This is a genomic window from Bacillus sp. FJAT-42376 (genome assembly GCF_003816055.1).
GTDB lineage: Bacteria > Bacillota > Bacilli > Bacillales > Bacillaceae > Metabacillus_B.
On the sequence record NZ_CP033906.1, the window covers coordinates 1476793 to 1492144 of the forward strand.

General features: G+C 45.8%; 14 protein-coding genes. 5 read left to right on the top strand and 9 right to left on the bottom strand.

Going from position 1 to position 15352, the window contains the following annotated elements; translation table 11 throughout:
• Nucleotides 1-35: 35 nt before the first annotated feature.
• Nucleotides 36-2066 (top strand): transglycosylase domain-containing protein, encoded by a 2031-nt coding sequence (locus CEF21_RS07555; protein ID WP_164462121.1) that lies wholly within the window; start codon nucleotides 36-38, stop codon nucleotides 2064-2066.
• Nucleotides 2067-2459: 393 nt separating this feature from the next.
• On the opposite strand, the gene CEF21_RS07560 is transcribed toward CEF21_RS07555, so the two are convergent.
• Nucleotides 2460-2738, bottom strand: a complete 279-nt coding sequence (locus CEF21_RS07560) for a hypothetical protein (RefSeq protein WP_123914690.1) — start codon at nucleotides 2736-2738, stop codon at nucleotides 2460-2462.
• Nucleotides 2739-3345: 607 nt separating this feature from the next.
• Between CEF21_RS07560 and CEF21_RS07565 the strand changes: the two genes are divergently transcribed.
• Both CEF21_RS07565 and CEF21_RS07570 read left to right on the top strand, forming a co-directional pair.
• Nucleotides 3346-5103, top strand: a complete 1758-nt coding sequence (locus CEF21_RS07565) for an ABC transporter ATP-binding protein (RefSeq protein WP_123914692.1) — start codon at nucleotides 3346-3348, stop codon at nucleotides 5101-5103.
• On the top strand, nucleotides 5100-7130 hold the full coding sequence (locus CEF21_RS07570; protein ID WP_123914694.1) for an ABC transporter ATP-binding protein: 2031 nt from the start codon (nucleotides 5100-5102) through the stop codon (nucleotides 7128-7130). Before CEF21_RS07565 ends, CEF21_RS07570 begins: the two co-directional genes overlap by 4 nt.
• Before the next feature lie 43 nt (nucleotides 7131-7173).
• Here CEF21_RS07570 and CEF21_RS07575 read toward each other — a convergent pair whose 3' ends face one another.
• Nucleotides 7174-7848: an NAD(P)H-dependent oxidoreductase gene (locus CEF21_RS07575; RefSeq protein ID WP_123914696.1), complete on the bottom strand. Its 675-nt coding sequence runs from the start codon at nucleotides 7846-7848 to the stop codon at nucleotides 7174-7176.
• A gap of 123 nt (nucleotides 7849-7971) precedes the next feature.
• Here CEF21_RS07575 and CEF21_RS07580 point away from each other — a divergent pair, with 123 nt between their 5' ends.
• A complete protein-coding gene (locus CEF21_RS07580; protein ID WP_123914698.1) occupies nucleotides 7972-8322 on the top strand; it encodes a winged helix-turn-helix transcriptional regulator in 351 nt (116 codons plus the stop codon).
• Nucleotides 8323-8356: 34 nt separating this feature from the next.
• Here CEF21_RS07580 and CEF21_RS07585 read toward each other — a convergent pair whose 3' ends face one another.
• Both CEF21_RS07585 and CEF21_RS07590 read right to left on the bottom strand, forming a co-directional pair.
• Nucleotides 8357-8974, bottom strand: coding sequence for an NAD(P)-dependent oxidoreductase (locus CEF21_RS07585; RefSeq protein WP_123914700.1), 618 nt, complete (start codon nucleotides 8972-8974; stop codon nucleotides 8357-8359).
• Between the two features lie 313 nt (nucleotides 8975-9287).
• Nucleotides 9288-9488 carry an alpha/beta-type small acid-soluble spore protein gene (locus CEF21_RS07590; protein WP_123914702.1) on the bottom strand — a complete coding sequence of 67 codons (201 nt, stop codon included), beginning with the start codon at nucleotides 9486-9488 and terminating at the stop codon, nucleotides 9288-9290.
• 253 nt (nucleotides 9489-9741) lie between these two features.
• Here CEF21_RS07590 and CEF21_RS07595 point away from each other — a divergent pair, with 253 nt between their 5' ends.
• A complete protein-coding gene (locus tag CEF21_RS07595) occupies nucleotides 9742-9984 on the top strand; it encodes a hypothetical protein (protein WP_123914704.1) in 243 nt (80 codons plus the stop codon).
• Between the two features lie 51 nt (nucleotides 9985-10035).
• On the opposite strand, the gene CEF21_RS07600 is transcribed toward CEF21_RS07595, so the two are convergent.
• From CEF21_RS07600 to CEF21_RS07620, 5 genes are all read right to left on the bottom strand, one after another.
• Nucleotides 10036-11163, bottom strand: a complete 1128-nt coding sequence (locus tag CEF21_RS07600; protein WP_123914706.1) for an ABC transporter ATP-binding protein — start codon at nucleotides 11161-11163, stop codon at nucleotides 10036-10038.
• A 134-nt stretch (nucleotides 11164-11297) separates the two neighbouring features.
• Nucleotides 11298-12134 (bottom strand): helix-turn-helix domain-containing protein, encoded by an 837-nt coding sequence (locus tag CEF21_RS07605; RefSeq protein ID WP_481747664.1) that lies wholly within the window; start codon nucleotides 12132-12134, stop codon nucleotides 11298-11300.
• 518 nt (nucleotides 12135-12652) lie between these two features.
• A complete protein-coding gene (locus CEF21_RS07610) occupies nucleotides 12653-12862 on the bottom strand; it encodes a YheE family protein (RefSeq protein ID WP_123914710.1) in 210 nt (69 codons plus the stop codon).
• Nucleotides 12863-12942: 80 nt separating this feature from the next.
• A complete protein-coding gene (locus CEF21_RS07615; RefSeq protein ID WP_123914712.1) occupies nucleotides 12943-13971 on the bottom strand; it encodes a YheC/YheD family endospore coat-associated protein in 1029 nt (342 codons plus the stop codon).
• Complete coding sequence (locus CEF21_RS07620; RefSeq protein WP_123914714.1) at nucleotides 13968-15338, bottom strand: YheC/YheD family endospore coat-associated protein; 1371 nt, start codon at nucleotides 15336-15338, stop codon at nucleotides 13968-13970. The genes CEF21_RS07615 and CEF21_RS07620 overlap by 4 nt, the downstream gene beginning before the upstream one ends.
• Nucleotides 15339-15352: the final 14 nt, after the last annotated feature.

Consider the following 15352-nt stretch of genomic DNA (forward strand, 5'->3'; position numbering starts at 1 on the left):
CCATGCCCAATTTCCTTAAAGATTGCGGGGATACTATGAAGAAAAAATTTCGTTTGAAAATATTTATTATTGTTTTGCTGATTGCTGTTCTGGCAGGACTTCTCCTTCATCAGGTCATGATTGCGAGGGCGGATGTCAGTAAGCTTGAGAAGTCAATTGTTCAGCCGACTTCCATCTATGATCAGAATGGGAAGCTTGCGAGCAAGCTCTCATCTTCTAAAGTGGAGTGGATGGACTACGAGGAAATGCCAAAGAACTTTGAACATGCTCTCGTCGCCACGGAAGACCGGGACTTCTATAAGCATCATGGAATTGATTATCTTGGAATTGTTCGTGCGGCGGTGAAAAATATCGCGGCAGGAGGCGTAGTGGAGGGCGGAAGCACCATTACACAGCAGCTTGCCAAAAATACGTTCCTGACTCAGGATCAAACGTTTACCCGGAAATTTGATGAATACTTTTTGGCCAAGAAAATTGAACAGGAGTATTCCAAAGAAAATATTCTGGAGCTTTACGCGAACCAGGTTTATTTTGGAGAGGGTGCGTGGGGGCTGAAAAAAGCGGCGCAAACCTATTTCGGAAAAGAGCCTGAAGATTTATCTGACAGCGAATCGGCTATTTTGGTCGGACTGATAAAAGCGCCGAATAACTACTCGCCTGTAAAAAATTACGATAAAGCGATTGAACGGCGCAATGTCGTGCTCAAGTTAATGGAGAAACAGAAATTTCTTTCAAAAGCGGATGCGGATAAAGCCCGGAACGAAGAGCTCGTTTTAAAAGAGAAATCAACCGATCCGCTGAAGGGAAAATATCCATCTTACGTGGATCAGATCATCGCAGAAGCGAGCCAGCGCTACGGCATTTCCCAGGAAAAGCTTCTTGCCGGCGGCTATCAGATTCATACCGAATTGAATCAGGATATGCAGGCAGGTCTGGAAGAAGTATTTAAGGATGACAGCCTGTTCCCTCAGAGTAAAACCGACCAAATGGTCCAGGCGGGCTCGGTGTTAATTGACCCGAAAACGGGCGGTATTCAAGCTCTGATCGGAGGAAGGGGAGAGCATTCCTTCCGCCAATTTAACAGGGCGACCCAGCTGAAAAGACAGCCGGGATCCATCATGAAGCCGATCGCTGCGTATACACCTGCAATTGAAAAAGGATATACGCTGGATTCACCGCTGAAGGATGAGGAAATGGATTTCGGCAATTATACGCCTAAAAATATTGATGGACAGTACCGGGGTACGGTCTCTCTTTATGACGCGTTTATTCATTCCTATAATGTTCCGGCTGTATATACCCTAAGCAAAATCGGAATTGATGCGGGACTGCATTCCGCAAAAAGATTCGGTATTCCGGTTACGGAAAAAGACCGCCAATACGGACTGGCTCTCGGCGGATTGAATGAAGGGGTTTCCCCGCTGCAGATGGCAGAAGCCTTTTCGGCCTTCCCGAATAAAGGGATCCGAAATGAAGCCCATTCCATTACGAGCATCGTAAATTCCGATGGAAAAACCATTGGGGAGTGGAAGGGAGCTAAAACAAAGGCAACCGACCCTGAGACAGCGTCGAAAATCATCCAGCTTATGCTTGGAACGGTAAATGAAGGAACCGGGAAAAACGCACGGATTGACGGGTGGGAGTTAGCCGGAAAGACCGGTTCCACTCAGGATCCAAACGGCGGGGACGGCACGAAGGATCAGTGGTTTGCAGGCTTTACACCAAACCTAGCCGGAGCCCTCTGGGTCGGCTATGACAAAACCGATGCGGATAACATCCTTGATACAACAGCCAGCAAAACCGCGGCTCCGCTTTATAAAAAAATCATGGAGCGTGCCCTGAAAAACGAGGAAAAGCAAAGCTTCAATCTGCCGCTCTACCAAAAACCTGCCCCATTACCAGCACCAGCACCGCCCGGAGGCAATTTTGGAGGCAGCTTTGATGAAAAAGGGAAAAAAGAGCATAAAGACCACGGCCACAAAAAACAGGGCGACCTTGAAAAGAAGATAAAAGACAAAATTAAAAAAGAACAGAAGAAGCTGAAAGAAAAATTTAAAAACGGATAATCAAGAAGCCCTGCAGCAAGCCGCTGCAGGGTTTCTTTGCGTTTGAATAGGGAGTCTGATCCCGATATGAACCGGTGAAGTCAGCAATTAACGGTGAAAAGTCCGCAATTAACGGTGAAAAGTCAGCAATTATCAATGAAAAGTCCGCAATTAAGTTCATAAAGTCAGCAATTATCCTTAAAAAGTCCGCAAATCAAGACCCGGAAGCTGCTGTTCCTCTTTTCCCTGGCCCTCAGCAAAGTCACTCCAAATAAAAAAACCTGCTCAGCAGGTTTTTACAGCATATTTACGATCCAGGCAATAACAACGATTGCACCGATAACCATGAGGATTGTACGCAGCATAGTGGATTCTCCTTTACCTTTTAGTTTTAGTGTGTACGTTATTGGAATTTTAATGCAAAGGTGCTGCCAGTCCCTGGGAAGCGAACATCATTCCTAGTTTTTCACTGACTTGATCATATTTATCTTTATCGCAAATAATTTGGAGCTCTTTATCATCAGATACTGTCAGCAAAAATGCGACAAGAGATGGGAGTTTTGAAACATCGACTTTAGACCTTTCATCTGCATTGATATATATGTCAGTGTTAAGTGATTTTGCAAGCTGGTTCAATTCAATTGCCTGTTCCATTTTCAAAGAAGAACCAACGAAATATGTAGCTTTTTCCATTTTAGAACCTCCTGGTTGTCGTTCTTTTTCGTTTTTTATTGTTGTATATTATCTACCTCTTTTCTGAGAAACTGAAACTGGAAAAATTAAAAATGGGTCCTTAGACCTCCCGAAAAAAGATGCTGCTTTAAGGAGCCAGTATGCTGTTTGAAATGGTGTCAGGCCGAATGAGGCAGAACTGCCGATAGGATTTAGAAAAATTAGAATTGACAAAAAGCTGTCACAAATGATATCTTTACAAAGAAGATTAAACAATAAATGGAAGGGAGGGACGCGTCATGAGAAGAATGGATCGAATCAAGCTTATTTCTGTACGTCAATCAGACGCGGCCTTCCTTTAACGTATAAACAGCATATGGTTCCAGCTGTTATGAGTTAAGGCGTGGTCTGCGTTTCTATCGCAGTTCCATGCCTTTTTCATTTTGGAAAGGCATATCCCAGGGGTGTGCCTTTTTTGCTTTTTAAGACTTTCCAACGTCTTTTAAAGATAAATAAGCTGATTTTAAGGAGGAAATTCAATGACCGCAAAAAAAATGTCCAGACTGCTTCTCAATGCAGGAGATCCAGAGAGTGGCTAGCCGCAATGGAATGAAAAGGAGATGAACGCATGTTTTCAGTTTTAGGGAAATTAAAATGGTTTTTTAAAAAATACTGGCTTCGCTATGCCATCGCTATTATTTTGCTGCAGATGGTGAATGTACTCGAGGTCGTTCCTCCGAAGCTTCTCGGCACAGTAATCGATGAGATCAAGGCAGGAACGTTTTCGTCAGAATCTCTGATCAGGTATATCCTTTTATTCCTCGGTCTCGGTGCTGTTACGTACACGATGACCTACTTCTGGATGTACAATTTGTTCGGAGGAGCCCAGCTGATCGAGAAAATCCTCCGCTCCAGATTTATGAATCATCTGATCAAAATGACTCCGAGATTTTATGAGCAGAACCGGACGGGTGATTTAATGGCCCGGGCGACGAATGATCTCAGACAGGTTTCCTTGACGACCGGCTTCGGGATTTTGACGCTTGTCGATTCGAGTTTGTTTATGCTCACTATACTCTTTTCGATGGCCTTCCTCATCAGCTGGAAGCTTACGATTGCTGCAGTGCTGCCGCTTCCGCTTATGGCGATTGCCATGAATCTGTACGGAAAGAAAATTCATGAACGGTTTACGCAGGCGCAGGACTCGTTCGGGGATTTGAATGACAAGGTGCTTGAGTCTGTTCAGGGAGTCCGGGTTCTGAGAGCCTTCGTGCAGGAGAAAGAGGATGTAAAACGGTTCAGTCAAATGACCGATGACGTATACAGGAAAAACGTGGCGGTCGCAAAAATTGACGCTTTGTTTGATCCGACCGTGAAGCTACTGGTGGGAATCAGCTATATGATCGGGCTTGGATTTGGGGCTTATCTTGTTTTTAACCAGGAGCTGACGCTCGGGGAACTGGTTTCCTTTAACGTCTATCTTGGAATGATGATCTGGCCGATGTTTGCAATCGGTGAACTGATCAATATTATGCAAAGGGGAAATGCTTCCCTTGACCGCGTCAATGAGACACTCGCCTATGAAGAGGATGTAAAGGATCATGAGCATCCGATTGAGGCCGCAGTGCCGGAGACGATTGAATTCAGGAATGTGACGTTCCAGTATCCGTCTTCCTCTGTTGAAAATCTAAAGAGCCTTTCGTTTAAAGCGGGCAGGGGGGAAACCGTCGGAATCGTCGGGAAAACCGGAAGCGGCAAAACGACGGTCATCCGCCAGCTTCTAAGACAGTACCCTCATGGAAAAGGCGAAATTCTGATTGCGGGAGTACCCATTCAGCGGATTCCAATGGAAACGATGCAAAAATGGATCGGCTATGTTCCGCAAGACCATATCTTATTTTCCAGAAGCGTCCGGGAAAACATTCTCTTCGGGAAGAAGAACGGAACGGAGGGGGATGTGGAGCAGGCAATCGATTCAGCCTTTTTCCGAAAAGATATCGAGATGCTTCCTGAGGGGCTTAAAACCCTCGTCGGGGAAAAAGGGGTCGCGTTATCAGGAGGGCAGAAGCAGCGGATTTCGATTGCACGGGCCCTTATTGCCAATCCTGAAATTCTGATTTTGGATGATTCGCTTTCAGCAGTGGATGCAAAAACGGAAACCGCCATTATTGAAAACATCCGCCGCGAGCGGGCAGGAAAAACAACATTTATTACGACCCATCGTCTGTCAGCAGTTGAGCATGCCGACCGGATTCTTGTCCTGGAAGATGGCCGGATTGCGGAAGAAGGCACACATGAGCAGCTGATGAAAGAAGATGGCTGGTACAAGACACAATATGAACGCCAGCAGGTTGAGGCGCAAAATGAAGGCGGGGTGGGCGCATGAAAACAGGAAATCGCTTAGTCCAATACGCGCTTCATTATAAAAAAACACTGATTGCAGCTCTGCTTATGCTGACAGTCGCCGTCAGTGCAGAACTGACCGGACCGATTATTGCAAAGAAGATGATTGATGACCATATTATCGGAATTGAAAAGCCGTGGTATGAAACAGAATCATCCGGAAAAGATACGGTTCAATATCATGGCCGGACTTATAAGAGAGCAGACCGTTTTGAAAAAGGAGAGCAGAAAGGGAAACAAGTTCAAGTTCTTCAAACGGAATTGAATTATTATTTTATCCCTGAAGCTGTCAAAGAAGATGGCAAACGAAGTGCAAAAAACGGACAGTTTACGATAAAAAACCGGGATGGTGAAACGCGGTATCCCGCTCAAAAGCTCAGCAAAGATGAATTGCTGAAATTTTATGAGCCGGAAGTAAACGGGCTGATCTTCCTGATGTCCCTGTATTTAGGGCTGCTCGTTCTGGCATCATTTTTTAACTACGGCCAGCGTTTCTTTCTTCAGGTGACGTCCAACCGGATCATCCAAAAAATGAGGCAGGATATTTTTGAGCATATCCAGAGGCTGCCGATTCAGTATTTTGATAATCTGCCTGCCGGAAAAGTAGTGGCGAGGGTCACAAACGATACAGAAGCAATCAGGGAACTATATGTGGCGGTTCTCGCTACGTTCTTTACAAGTGCGATTTATATCACCGGAATTTTCATCGCCCTGTTCCTGCTGGAGGCAAAACTTGCCCTTATTTGTATGGCTATTCTGCCGATTCTCGTTCTGTGGACCATTGCCTACCGGAAATTCTCCTCTGATTATAATGAGAAAATCCGGACACTCGTCAGTGACATCAATGCCATGGTCAATGAGTCGATACAGGGAATGACGATTATTCAGGCTTTCCGCCGCCAAAAGGAGACAGCAAAGGAGTTTGAAGAGCTGAATGAAGCGCATTTCCGGTATCAGAATAAGCTGCTGAGCGTGAATGCTCTTTTATCCCATAACATGGTCGGCTTTATCCGGAATGTCGCGTTCGTTGCTCTTATCTGGTATTTCGGAGGGGCATCATTAACCCCCGGATCCATGGTGTCTCTCGGTGTTCTGTATGCGTTTGTTGATTACCTGAACCGTTTGTTTCAGCCGATTTCAGGAATTGTCAATCAGTTTGCCCAGCTGGAGCAGGCGCGTGTTGCATCGAACCGGGTGTTCAGCCTTTTGGATGAAAAGGGAATTGATGTGGCAGAAGCGGACAATAAACGGTACAAAGGAAATGTCGTTTTTGAACATGTTACCTTCGGCTATACGGAGGACCATGATGTTCTCAAGGATATTCATTTTGAAGCAAAACAGGGAGAAACCGTTGCGCTAGTCGGCCATACCGGATCCGGGAAAAGTTCCATTATGAACTTGCTTTTCCGTTTCTACGATGTAAAAAAAGGCCGGATAATGATTGATGGGGTAAACATTCAGGATCTGTCCAGACAGGAAATCCGTAAGCATATGGGAATCGTCCTGCAGGATCCATTTCTGTTTACCGGCACGATTGCTTCAAACGTCAGTCTTGAAAATGAACAGATAACAAGAGAACAAATTGAGAAGGCTTTAACCGATGTAGGAGCGGAGAATCTTCTGAAAAATTTACCGAAGGGCTTTGATGAGCCGGTTATTGAAAAGGGAGGCACGCTTTCTTCCGGACAGCGCCAGCTCATCTCCTTCGCCAGAGCACTCGCCTACGATCCGGCCATTCTCATTCTTGATGAAGCAACGGCAAGCATCGATACCGAGACGGAAACGGTCATTCAGGAAGCGCTCGAGGTGCTGAAAAAGGGCCGTACCACGTTTATCATCGCCCACAGGCTGTCGACCATTAAAAATGCTGACCAAATTCTCGTTCTGGACCGGGGCAGAATCGCCGAACAGGGAAATCATGATGAACTGATGAAGCTGGAAGGAAAATATTATCAAATGTATCAATTGCAGCAAGGAAAACAAAATGCAGGCAGCAGCCTCGCAGGATAAAAAAAAGCCCGCTCGTTTTGAAGCGGGCTTTTTTCTATGGATATTAAACCCAGTCTACAAGGGTATCGAGAGACTGTCTCGTTTTGGCTCTTGGTTCATCTACGCGGTAACCGAAAGCGGCAATGACAGACAATTCCAGGTTATCGCCAGTTAAAATTCCTTCCTCACGGAGCACTTGTTCCACTTTATCTTTATCAAATCCTTCAATCGGACAGGAATCGATCCCGATTTGGGCAGCGGATGTCATCATATTGGCGAGCGCAATATACGATTGCTTGGATGACCAGTCAAACATCGCGCGGCTCGATTCAAGGAGTTTAAAATCAGATTCCTGGAACGTTTTAAAAATACTTCGTCTGATTTTCTGGGATTCCTCAGAAAGGCCATTTGCATCCATCATATGCTGGATATATGGAGATTCGTGGTGCATGTCTTTCTCATTTCTTGAAAAGATCAGAATAAAATGGCTGGCAGTCTGCAGCTGGCCTTTTCCGCCCCATGTATATGGCATCAGCTTTTCTCGGATCTCTTTATTTTGAACGACAAGTATTTTCCATGGTTCATACCCAAATGAAGACGGTGACAGTCTTGCGGTTTCCAGGATAAAATGGAAGTCCTCTTGAGAGATTTTCTTATCTGCCTGAAAGGTTTTAGCTGCATGCCTGAACTCGAATGCCTTTATGATTTCCTGTTTTTTATCTTGAATGTTCATTTTCATGTATCCTCCTGTTGTTGTTGAATTGCTGCTGGATTTAGTATAATAAATTGGAATGATAAATGTAAGTACGCACATGTATGTGGTATAGGAACATTTTTTATACTGTAAGATGGAGTGGAAAAAATGACGGATTTTAAAGCATATGGGTATTCTTGTTCTGTCGCAGCGACGCTTGATATTATCGGGGGAAAATGGAAAGGGGTCATTCTTTTCTATTTGCTCGACGGAAAAAAACGATTTAATGAACTTAAACGTCTGAATGGGGAAATCACGCAGCGCATGCTAACCCTTCAGCTTAGAGAGCTGGAGAGAGATGGAATCGTTCACCGGGAAATCTATAAAGAGATTCCTCCAAAAGTCGAGTATTCTCTTACTGAATTTGGCCAATCTCTGAAACCGCTCATTTTGATGATGAGAGAATGGGGAGAGCATCATGTCGAGTATGTGATGGAAAAAAGGAAGAATGAGGCATAAGAAAAGCGCTGCATCGGGAGGATGCGGCGCTTTTCTAATAAGCAAGCCCAACACGTTTTCCGGTATACCTCGGATTCTGCCATTCATGGAACACAAAATGAGCCGTGTCCTGGACGGAGATGGATGTACCGCCATCAGGAAGCACATCTTCTTCAGAGCGGTAAATTCCTGTGAGCTTTCCATCCGGTAAGTAGGTAGGGCATGCGATTGTCCAGTTTAAATCCGATTCCCTCAGCATTTCATACACCTTCGCATGTTCTTCGGCGGCTCTCGTTGAACGCCGCTTCGATTCATTGGATTGGAACCGGTACAGCGATGAATCATTTCTGGACTGAAGGATCCCTGCGGTTCCAACGGTAATCATTCTTTCAACGCCATGTTTTCTTGCAGCATCCAGGATGATTTCCATGCTGACGGATAACGTATCATTGCCATCTGTATTCAGACAGCTGATAATCGTTTTGCATCCTGCAACGGTTCTTTCCACGTCCACTAAGTTACGGGCATTTCCTTCTATGATTTCAGCGTTCCCTAAAGCATGAAGTTTTTCTGGAAACCGGACCAGTGCTTTGAAGGGCTGTCCGGCTTCAGTGAGGAAGGAGGCAAGTTCAAGGCCTACCCGGCCCGTGCTTCCAAAAAATGCGATGTTCATATGGCCACTCCCTTTTTCCTCATCATACCTTACTTTGCGGATTTTTAAAAAGAAATAGCCGAAAAGGCAAATCAGTTTCCTGCATGAAAAATAAAAGAATAAATCCAATTAAACCCCAATCCAGCTCGGCAGTCATTCTCCATAGCTCCCTCCATCCCTATTTTGTACATTATATGGAGGTTTGCCTCGGCGGGAACCGCCAAACAAAAGAGGTATGCGGGATTTCCGGTCATGAATAGTCTGCCGCCATTCCACCAAAATAGAAGAAGGGAGATGCGCTAAAGGCATCCCCCTTCGAATCCATGATATTAAATTAGCGAGCTCCGCCGAAAGACTGTTGAGCCATTTGTACTAGACGTTTTGTGATTTCTCCGCCTACAGAACCGTTAGCGCGAGCAGTTGTTTCTGCTCCAAGGTTTACTCCAAACTCAGAAGCGATCTCATATTTCATTTGATCGATAGCTTGTTGTGCACCTGGTACTACTAGTTGGTTTGAGCTAGTGTTGTTTGCCATGTTTTTCAACTCCTATGAGTGTATTTTGGTTGGGCCAGCTGGACTTGCACCAGCCGGAGAATCAGCGAGTGAACCTCCCGCATCTGCTTGCTTGGCCCAGTGCGCTTTCTACACTACGTATTATGTTTCGGATATGAATGTTTCATCCAGATATAAAATTGGTAAATTATTCAACGGGCAAAAAAGGGCCACATATTTCATAAGCAGAGGTAAAAAATACGGAAAGAATGACAGATGAAGGAGTTTGATTCCGATGAGCATGTGCCCGCTTTGCAATGGCTTTGAAGCAAAAGAGATTCTCTGTCCCAATTGCGGGACCATCATGGGGGATGAAGGAAGAGCGACGGATTATCTGGATGAATACAGCGCCTATATGGAAATTGATACAATGAAGCTCTTCGACGGGGTTCTTCATTCTTTGGAACAGCATGAATGCATTCATCAGTTCAGCTGCCCGAATTGTTTGCATGTGGAAGCTGTGATGATAAAAGAATGAGACTGGAGCAAAAAAAAAGAAGCTGCCCGGGTAAGCAGCTTCTTTTTCATATTACACTAGTACAGCTTTTGCTTCGCTTGCAGGACGGATTCTGGATTCAGAATCTTTATCAAAGAAGTGAACTTTGTTCATATCAAATGCAAGAGGCAGAACCTGTCCCGGATCGATATCTGTACGGGAATCGACGCGTGCGATAAATTCCTGGCCTGCTACTTGAGAGTAAAGCATAGTTTCAGCACCCATAAGCTCGGATACTTCAATTTTTGCATCGATTTTAGAACCGATGGAAGCGTCAACGAATACAGGCTCATCATGAATATCCTCAGGACGGATTCCCATGATAATTTCCTTGCCGACATAGCCTTGCTCGCGAAGGAACTTCATTTTTCCTTCAGGAACGGTTACTTTCTCACCGCTCATTTCGAAGAAGCCGTCGGAAAGTTTTCCTGTCAGGAAGTTCATGGCAGGGGATCCGATGAACCCGCCAACGAATACATTTTCAGGTTTTTCGTACACTTCTTTTGGAGCTCCGACCTGCTGGATCAGACCGTCTTTCATAACAACAAGACGTGTTGCCATGGTCATCGCTTCCGTTTGGTCATGCGTTACATAAATTGTCGTCGTTTGAAGACGCTGATGCAGCTTGGAAATTTCTGCGCGCATTTGTACGCGAAGCTTCGCATCAAGGTTGGAAAGCGGCTCATCCATAAGGAAAACCTTTGCGTCACGCACGATGGCACGTCCAAGTGCAACACGCTGGCGCTGACCGCCGGAAAGAGCTTTTGGTTTACGGTCTAAATACTGTTCAAGACCAAGGATTCTTGCTGCGTCTTTTACGCGGCGGTCAATTTCATCCTTAGGGAATTTACGCAGTTTTAATCCGAATGCCATGTTATCGTATACGTTCATATGAGGGTAAAGAGCGTAGTTCTGGAAAACCATCGCGATATCGCGGTCTTTCGGCGCAACATCATTCATGCGCTTGCCGTCGATCATGAAATCGCCTTTTGAAATTTCTTCAAGTCCTGCAATCATACGAAGAGTCGTAGACTTACCGCAGCCTGAAGGCCCTACGAATACGATAAACTCTTTATCCTGAATGTGAAGGTTAAAATCGCTAACCGCGGTTACTTTATTGTCGTAAATTTTATGGATGGAATCCAATACTAGTTCTGCCATGTCTCTTCCTCCTAATAAATGCTTTTTTCAGAAATTTGAAAGCGTTTTATCTATACTTTCATTCTAGAAAAAGGAAGGGAAAGCGTAAATAGACAAGTTGCACAAAAAACTGAAAGGGCTTTCGTGCAATCTGCCTATTCAACAGGAGGAAGCGGATTTTCCCTGTGAATAATCAAGAGATAAACCGCAAGGGCGTTAGAAAAGTATTTAATATCAATCCCTGTCCTCTCAATAAAGCGGTCAATCCGGTATTGAAGGCTGTTCCGGTGCATATACAGCGCTTTGGCTGCAGAAGAAACGTTTAAGTTGCTGGAAAAAAACACCTTCAGCGTTGAAATCAGCTCTTCCTCCTCAAGCGTTTCAATCAGCCGGTCCGAAATCGCGCTTTGAACAGCCCGATACCGGCTTCCCGTCAGAAATAGGGGACAGGCTTCATAAAAGGTCATGATTTTATTTTTTGGAAGAAGTCCCGGGAACTCCAGGAACATGTGCCGCTCAGCATCAAATTTTTCTTTCAGCTGCGCATTGCTTTCATGGATTTGTCCGATGAAAAAGGCAGGCTCCATGAAAAAGTCACTCAGGACGGAGGAGGACAGAGCGGCAATGGATTCCATATCAAGCAATCCTGATGCCGCCTTTTCAATAACAACACACGTCTGCCGGGACAGCCAGACGACTTCAGACTCCTCCATAAATCCTCCCGCCGCTTCCACAAATGCCTGCTTATCCTCAATGCGTTCACTGAATTTCACATGAATAAAGCGAACAGCAAGAGGAGTAGGGGGCGAAGGATCTTTTCCCGTTAAATAGCCGTACCACCGATTTTCTGCTGAATTTCCGCCAGTATCCTCATGAAGAAAAACTTCCTCAAAAAGAGCTTGAAGCAAGCTTTCCTCTTTATCTGTCAGCCTGGATTTCCGAATGCCAAAACTCTCTCCGTCAGCTGTTTCAAACCATTTATACTCATCCATCAGCCTTGGTTCTCCCGATAGAAGATCATGCTGGAAGTAAATCTTCAGTTGCTGAAGCATCGCCATACTCCTTTATATTGGTAGTGTGATTTTTATTATAACAGGAAGTCAGTCCCGTAGTACCGGCAGGCGGATAGAGAGCGGAAAGCGGTTTGGAGATGTGCAGAAAACCAGATGCTGGCTGATTGTACCTGGAAAGTTACCGGCGGGGGTCAGTCCCCCAAAATTTCACCGTACTAAAGCTCCGGCACCGCCGCTTGAAAGCCTTGGCAGATAAGGGGTGATCGGCTGAGGTCTCTGTCCCCTGCTGCGGTGAAGCGGAAGGGGACAGGCACTGTGCCAGTCCCCTGAAATTTTACCGTACTAAAGCTCTGGCACCGCCGCTTGAAAGCCTTGGCAGATAAGGGTTGATCGGCTGTGGTCTATGTCCCCTGCTGCGGTGAAGCAGAAGGGGACAGGCACCCCCGCCATCTCCGCACAAAAACAGCAGAACGAAAGTGTCCGTTCTGCTGTTTCATTTATTCATAAACGTGAAAAAGCATCAGTTCATGGATCTGGGTAAGCAAGTGTTCTTCTTCGTCTCCCGGAGGAATGGATGTGCCCCATTCCACCTGTCCATTTTTATGGTAAATGCCATCGTAATGGGTTCCTTTAAAATAAAAGGAAATTCGCCATCCCGGCAGGTTTGCCTGCTGGAATAAGGGTTTCCACTGAAAATGCTGAACCATGTTCCATCACTCCTTGTTCAATGTTTCTTTACTAAAGTAAATACGGCATAAACAGAAAAAATCCTTTTGCCAATAACTGGTCAAAAGGATCGGGTTTCCGCCAGATGAAGGAACAGCCTGGAAAGCTGCGAAATGCGGGCACGTTCAATTTCGGGTTCATCAAATTTCATGGGCTTGGAATTGATTTCGTAAATGTAAAGGTTCCCGTTTTGATCGAGGCCGGCATCGATTGAAAATTCCCCGATCAGTCCATACCTTTCTGATAGGGCTTTCCCGGCTGTTTCTGTGAGAAAGTGCAGCTGATTTTGATCAACCCGATTTTCAATCAGGCGGAATGGCACGATTTCTCCTCCGGCTGGTACATGGGTGGTCAGGTTTTGTTTTTTCGCTACGCGCACTCCGGTTCCAGCGAGCACGTGGGATGTTCCATTAAAAACGCCAAGGATTCGCAAATCGTATTTCCTTCCATTGATCAAATCCGAATCGATGGACTGCTGAACGATGACAGGTGTGCCGGAAATTTTCTCCCACACCTCTTCAATCGTTGTTTGAAAGGGAGGCGCTTCAATCGTTTCTGCCAGTACAGCGTGTTTGCTTAGCATAGTCACCTTCATAATGCCTTTTCCTTTGCATTGATGGACTGGCTTAATGTAGATTTTTCCAAGTCTTGCCGTCCATTCCTTTAAATCTTCCTCACTTTCTATAAAGGAGGTGATCGGGAGAAAGGGACGGAGAAGGGGGACATCGGATAGAGCATTCCAGACTTCCCATTTATTGAAAAAGGAAGGATTGCACAGGATGATTTGTTTTTCTTTCAGCTTCTTAAGGCACTCCTCCGCTTTTTGTTCGGCTGTTCTTGTTGGAATCCGGTTGTAGACAACGTCCGGAAGCGGAGCTTTAATGATTCGCCATTGATGCTTTTCGGCAAAGAAGCTGAATCCTTCCGCATACCGGTCCTTCATTCCTTCGGGTGTAAGGACATAGCATAGACCGCCGCGTCTGGAAATCTCCCCGATCAGTTTTTTAAAATAAAACTCGCTGCCGCAGAAGGTCCGGGGATTTTTTCCTGAAGCCGTCAAAATGGCAACCCTCGGCTGACCGGTCGTCATTGAACGATATCCTCCGGCGATTCAACAGACTTCTTCATGAGAAACATGGCATAATCAAGGAATTGCCGTCTTGAAAGCAAATCTCCATCCTTGAGCTTCGGATGGGAAAAGATGGAGCGTCCGGGTTTGGAATTGGCTTCAAACAGCCAGACCTTCCCTGACTGATCCAATCCGAGATCAAATCCAATTTCCCCGATGAACCCGGGAACTTTACTGTCAATATGACGGCTGAGCAATATGGAGGCGTCGGTTAAATGATGCAGGACACGGATTCGTTCCTGGGGATCATCGAACAGCTCCTCCAGTGTTTTCACAATGCCTCCGCTGTTTAAGTGAGTCGTGACGCTGCCCCGCCCGGCAACCTTCGCCGCAATCGCCGTTACATTCCACTCGCCTTCCGCATCTTTGTTTGTGTGAATACGGAAATCAACCGGCTGGCCGCCCTGCTGGAACAGCTCGATTCCCTGCTGGGCAAGATACGCATCAAGGAGCCGGCCTTCGAAGGAATGCTTGAAGAAATGTTCAAGGGAAGGATACTTTCTCAGTTTGTTCTGAAAGGTTTCATCCCTGTATTTGCAGAAGTAGCATTCTTCCTTCCGGCTGTACATGATCTGAAACACTCCGAGACCAAGGCTGCCGTTTGCCGGCTTCAAATACACGCTTTTATAGGAACTGAGCATTTGCTCAATTTTTTCCAGAGTCGGACCGAGGACGGTTTCAGGCAAATACCCTTGGGCTTCCGGAATGTCGGATAGCGTTTGGTGAATGTCCCATTTGTTGAAGAAGCCTGGATTGAACCATGGGATTCCGTATTCTTCGATCAGCCGGCGTTTCACGAGCTTCAGAGCCTGATGGTTTTCCACTTTTCGGTTCGGAAGGCGGTCATATACGACGTTTGGGATAGGGACTTCAAGCTCGCTCCACCCTTTTTGGCCATATGTATAGCCGGTGACCGTTCCATTTTCCCAATTGATGTGATGGGCGCCGAAGACAACCGTATACATTCCGGCTGTCTGGTCCATGCTCATCATTTTCGCAAAAAATAATGAGCGTTCCCCAATCGGACGGAGAAGCGAATCTGTAAATCCTGCTGTGAAAATGCCGATCAGCGGACCTAGATACAGAATTCCGTCATGAACGAGAATCCTTGTTTTCCCCGCAAAAGGGAGCTTCAGTTTCTTCACGAGTGCAGGATGGATTCCGATTTCGGATTCGCTTTTTCCGCTCGTCTGAGAAGTGCACGGAAGGCAGAACGTTCCAAAAGCGGCATGGGTGACGGAATCGAACACATCATGGCCGGCGGGGAAATGAAATTCCGGTCCGCTGTCGTTTTCATCGAGCAGATAGAGTGTATAAAATTCGGACATAAGTTCGTTCAGGC

Coding starts and splice junctions, on each gene's coding strand:
- CEF21_RS07555 (WP_164462121.1), top strand. CDS start 36: ATGAAGAAAAAATTTCGTTTGAAAATATTTATTATTGTTTTGCTGATT.
- CEF21_RS07560 (WP_123914690.1), bottom strand. CDS start 2,738: ATGGAAAAAGCTACATATTTCGTTGGTTCTTCTTTGAAAATGGAACAG.
- CEF21_RS07565 (WP_123914692.1), top strand. CDS start 3,346: ATGTTTTCAGTTTTAGGGAAATTAAAATGGTTTTTTAAAAAATACTGG.
- CEF21_RS07570 (WP_123914694.1), top strand. CDS start 5,100: ATGAAAACAGGAAATCGCTTAGTCCAATACGCGCTTCATTATAAAAAA.
- CEF21_RS07575 (WP_123914696.1), bottom strand. CDS start 7,848: ATGAAAATGAACATTCAAGATAAAAAACAGGAAATCATAAAGGCATTC.
- CEF21_RS07580 (WP_123914698.1), top strand. CDS start 7,972: ATGACGGATTTTAAAGCATATGGGTATTCTTGTTCTGTCGCAGCGACG.
- CEF21_RS07585 (WP_123914700.1), bottom strand. CDS start 8,974: ATGAACATCGCATTTTTTGGAAGCACGGGCCGGGTAGGCCTTGAACTT.
- CEF21_RS07590 (WP_123914702.1), bottom strand. CDS start 9,488: ATGGCAAACAACACTAGCTCAAACCAACTAGTAGTACCAGGTGCACAA.
- CEF21_RS07595 (WP_123914704.1), top strand. CDS start 9,742: ATGAGCATGTGCCCGCTTTGCAATGGCTTTGAAGCAAAAGAGATTCTC.
- CEF21_RS07600 (WP_123914706.1), bottom strand. CDS start 11,163: ATGGCAGAACTAGTATTGGATTCCATCCATAAAATTTACGACAATAAA.
- CEF21_RS07605 (WP_481747664.1), bottom strand. CDS start 12,134: ATGGATGAGTATAAATGGTTTGAAACAGCTGACGGAGAGAGTTTTGGC.
- CEF21_RS07610 (WP_123914710.1), bottom strand. CDS start 12,862: ATGGTTCAGCATTTTCAGTGGAAACCCTTATTCCAGCAGGCAAACCTG.
- CEF21_RS07615 (WP_123914712.1), bottom strand. CDS start 13,971: ATGACGACCGGTCAGCCGAGGGTTGCCATTTTGACGGCTTCAGGAAAA.
- CEF21_RS07620 (WP_123914714.1), bottom strand. CDS start 15,338: ATGTCCGAATTTTATACACTCTATCTGCTCGATGAAAACGACAGCGGA.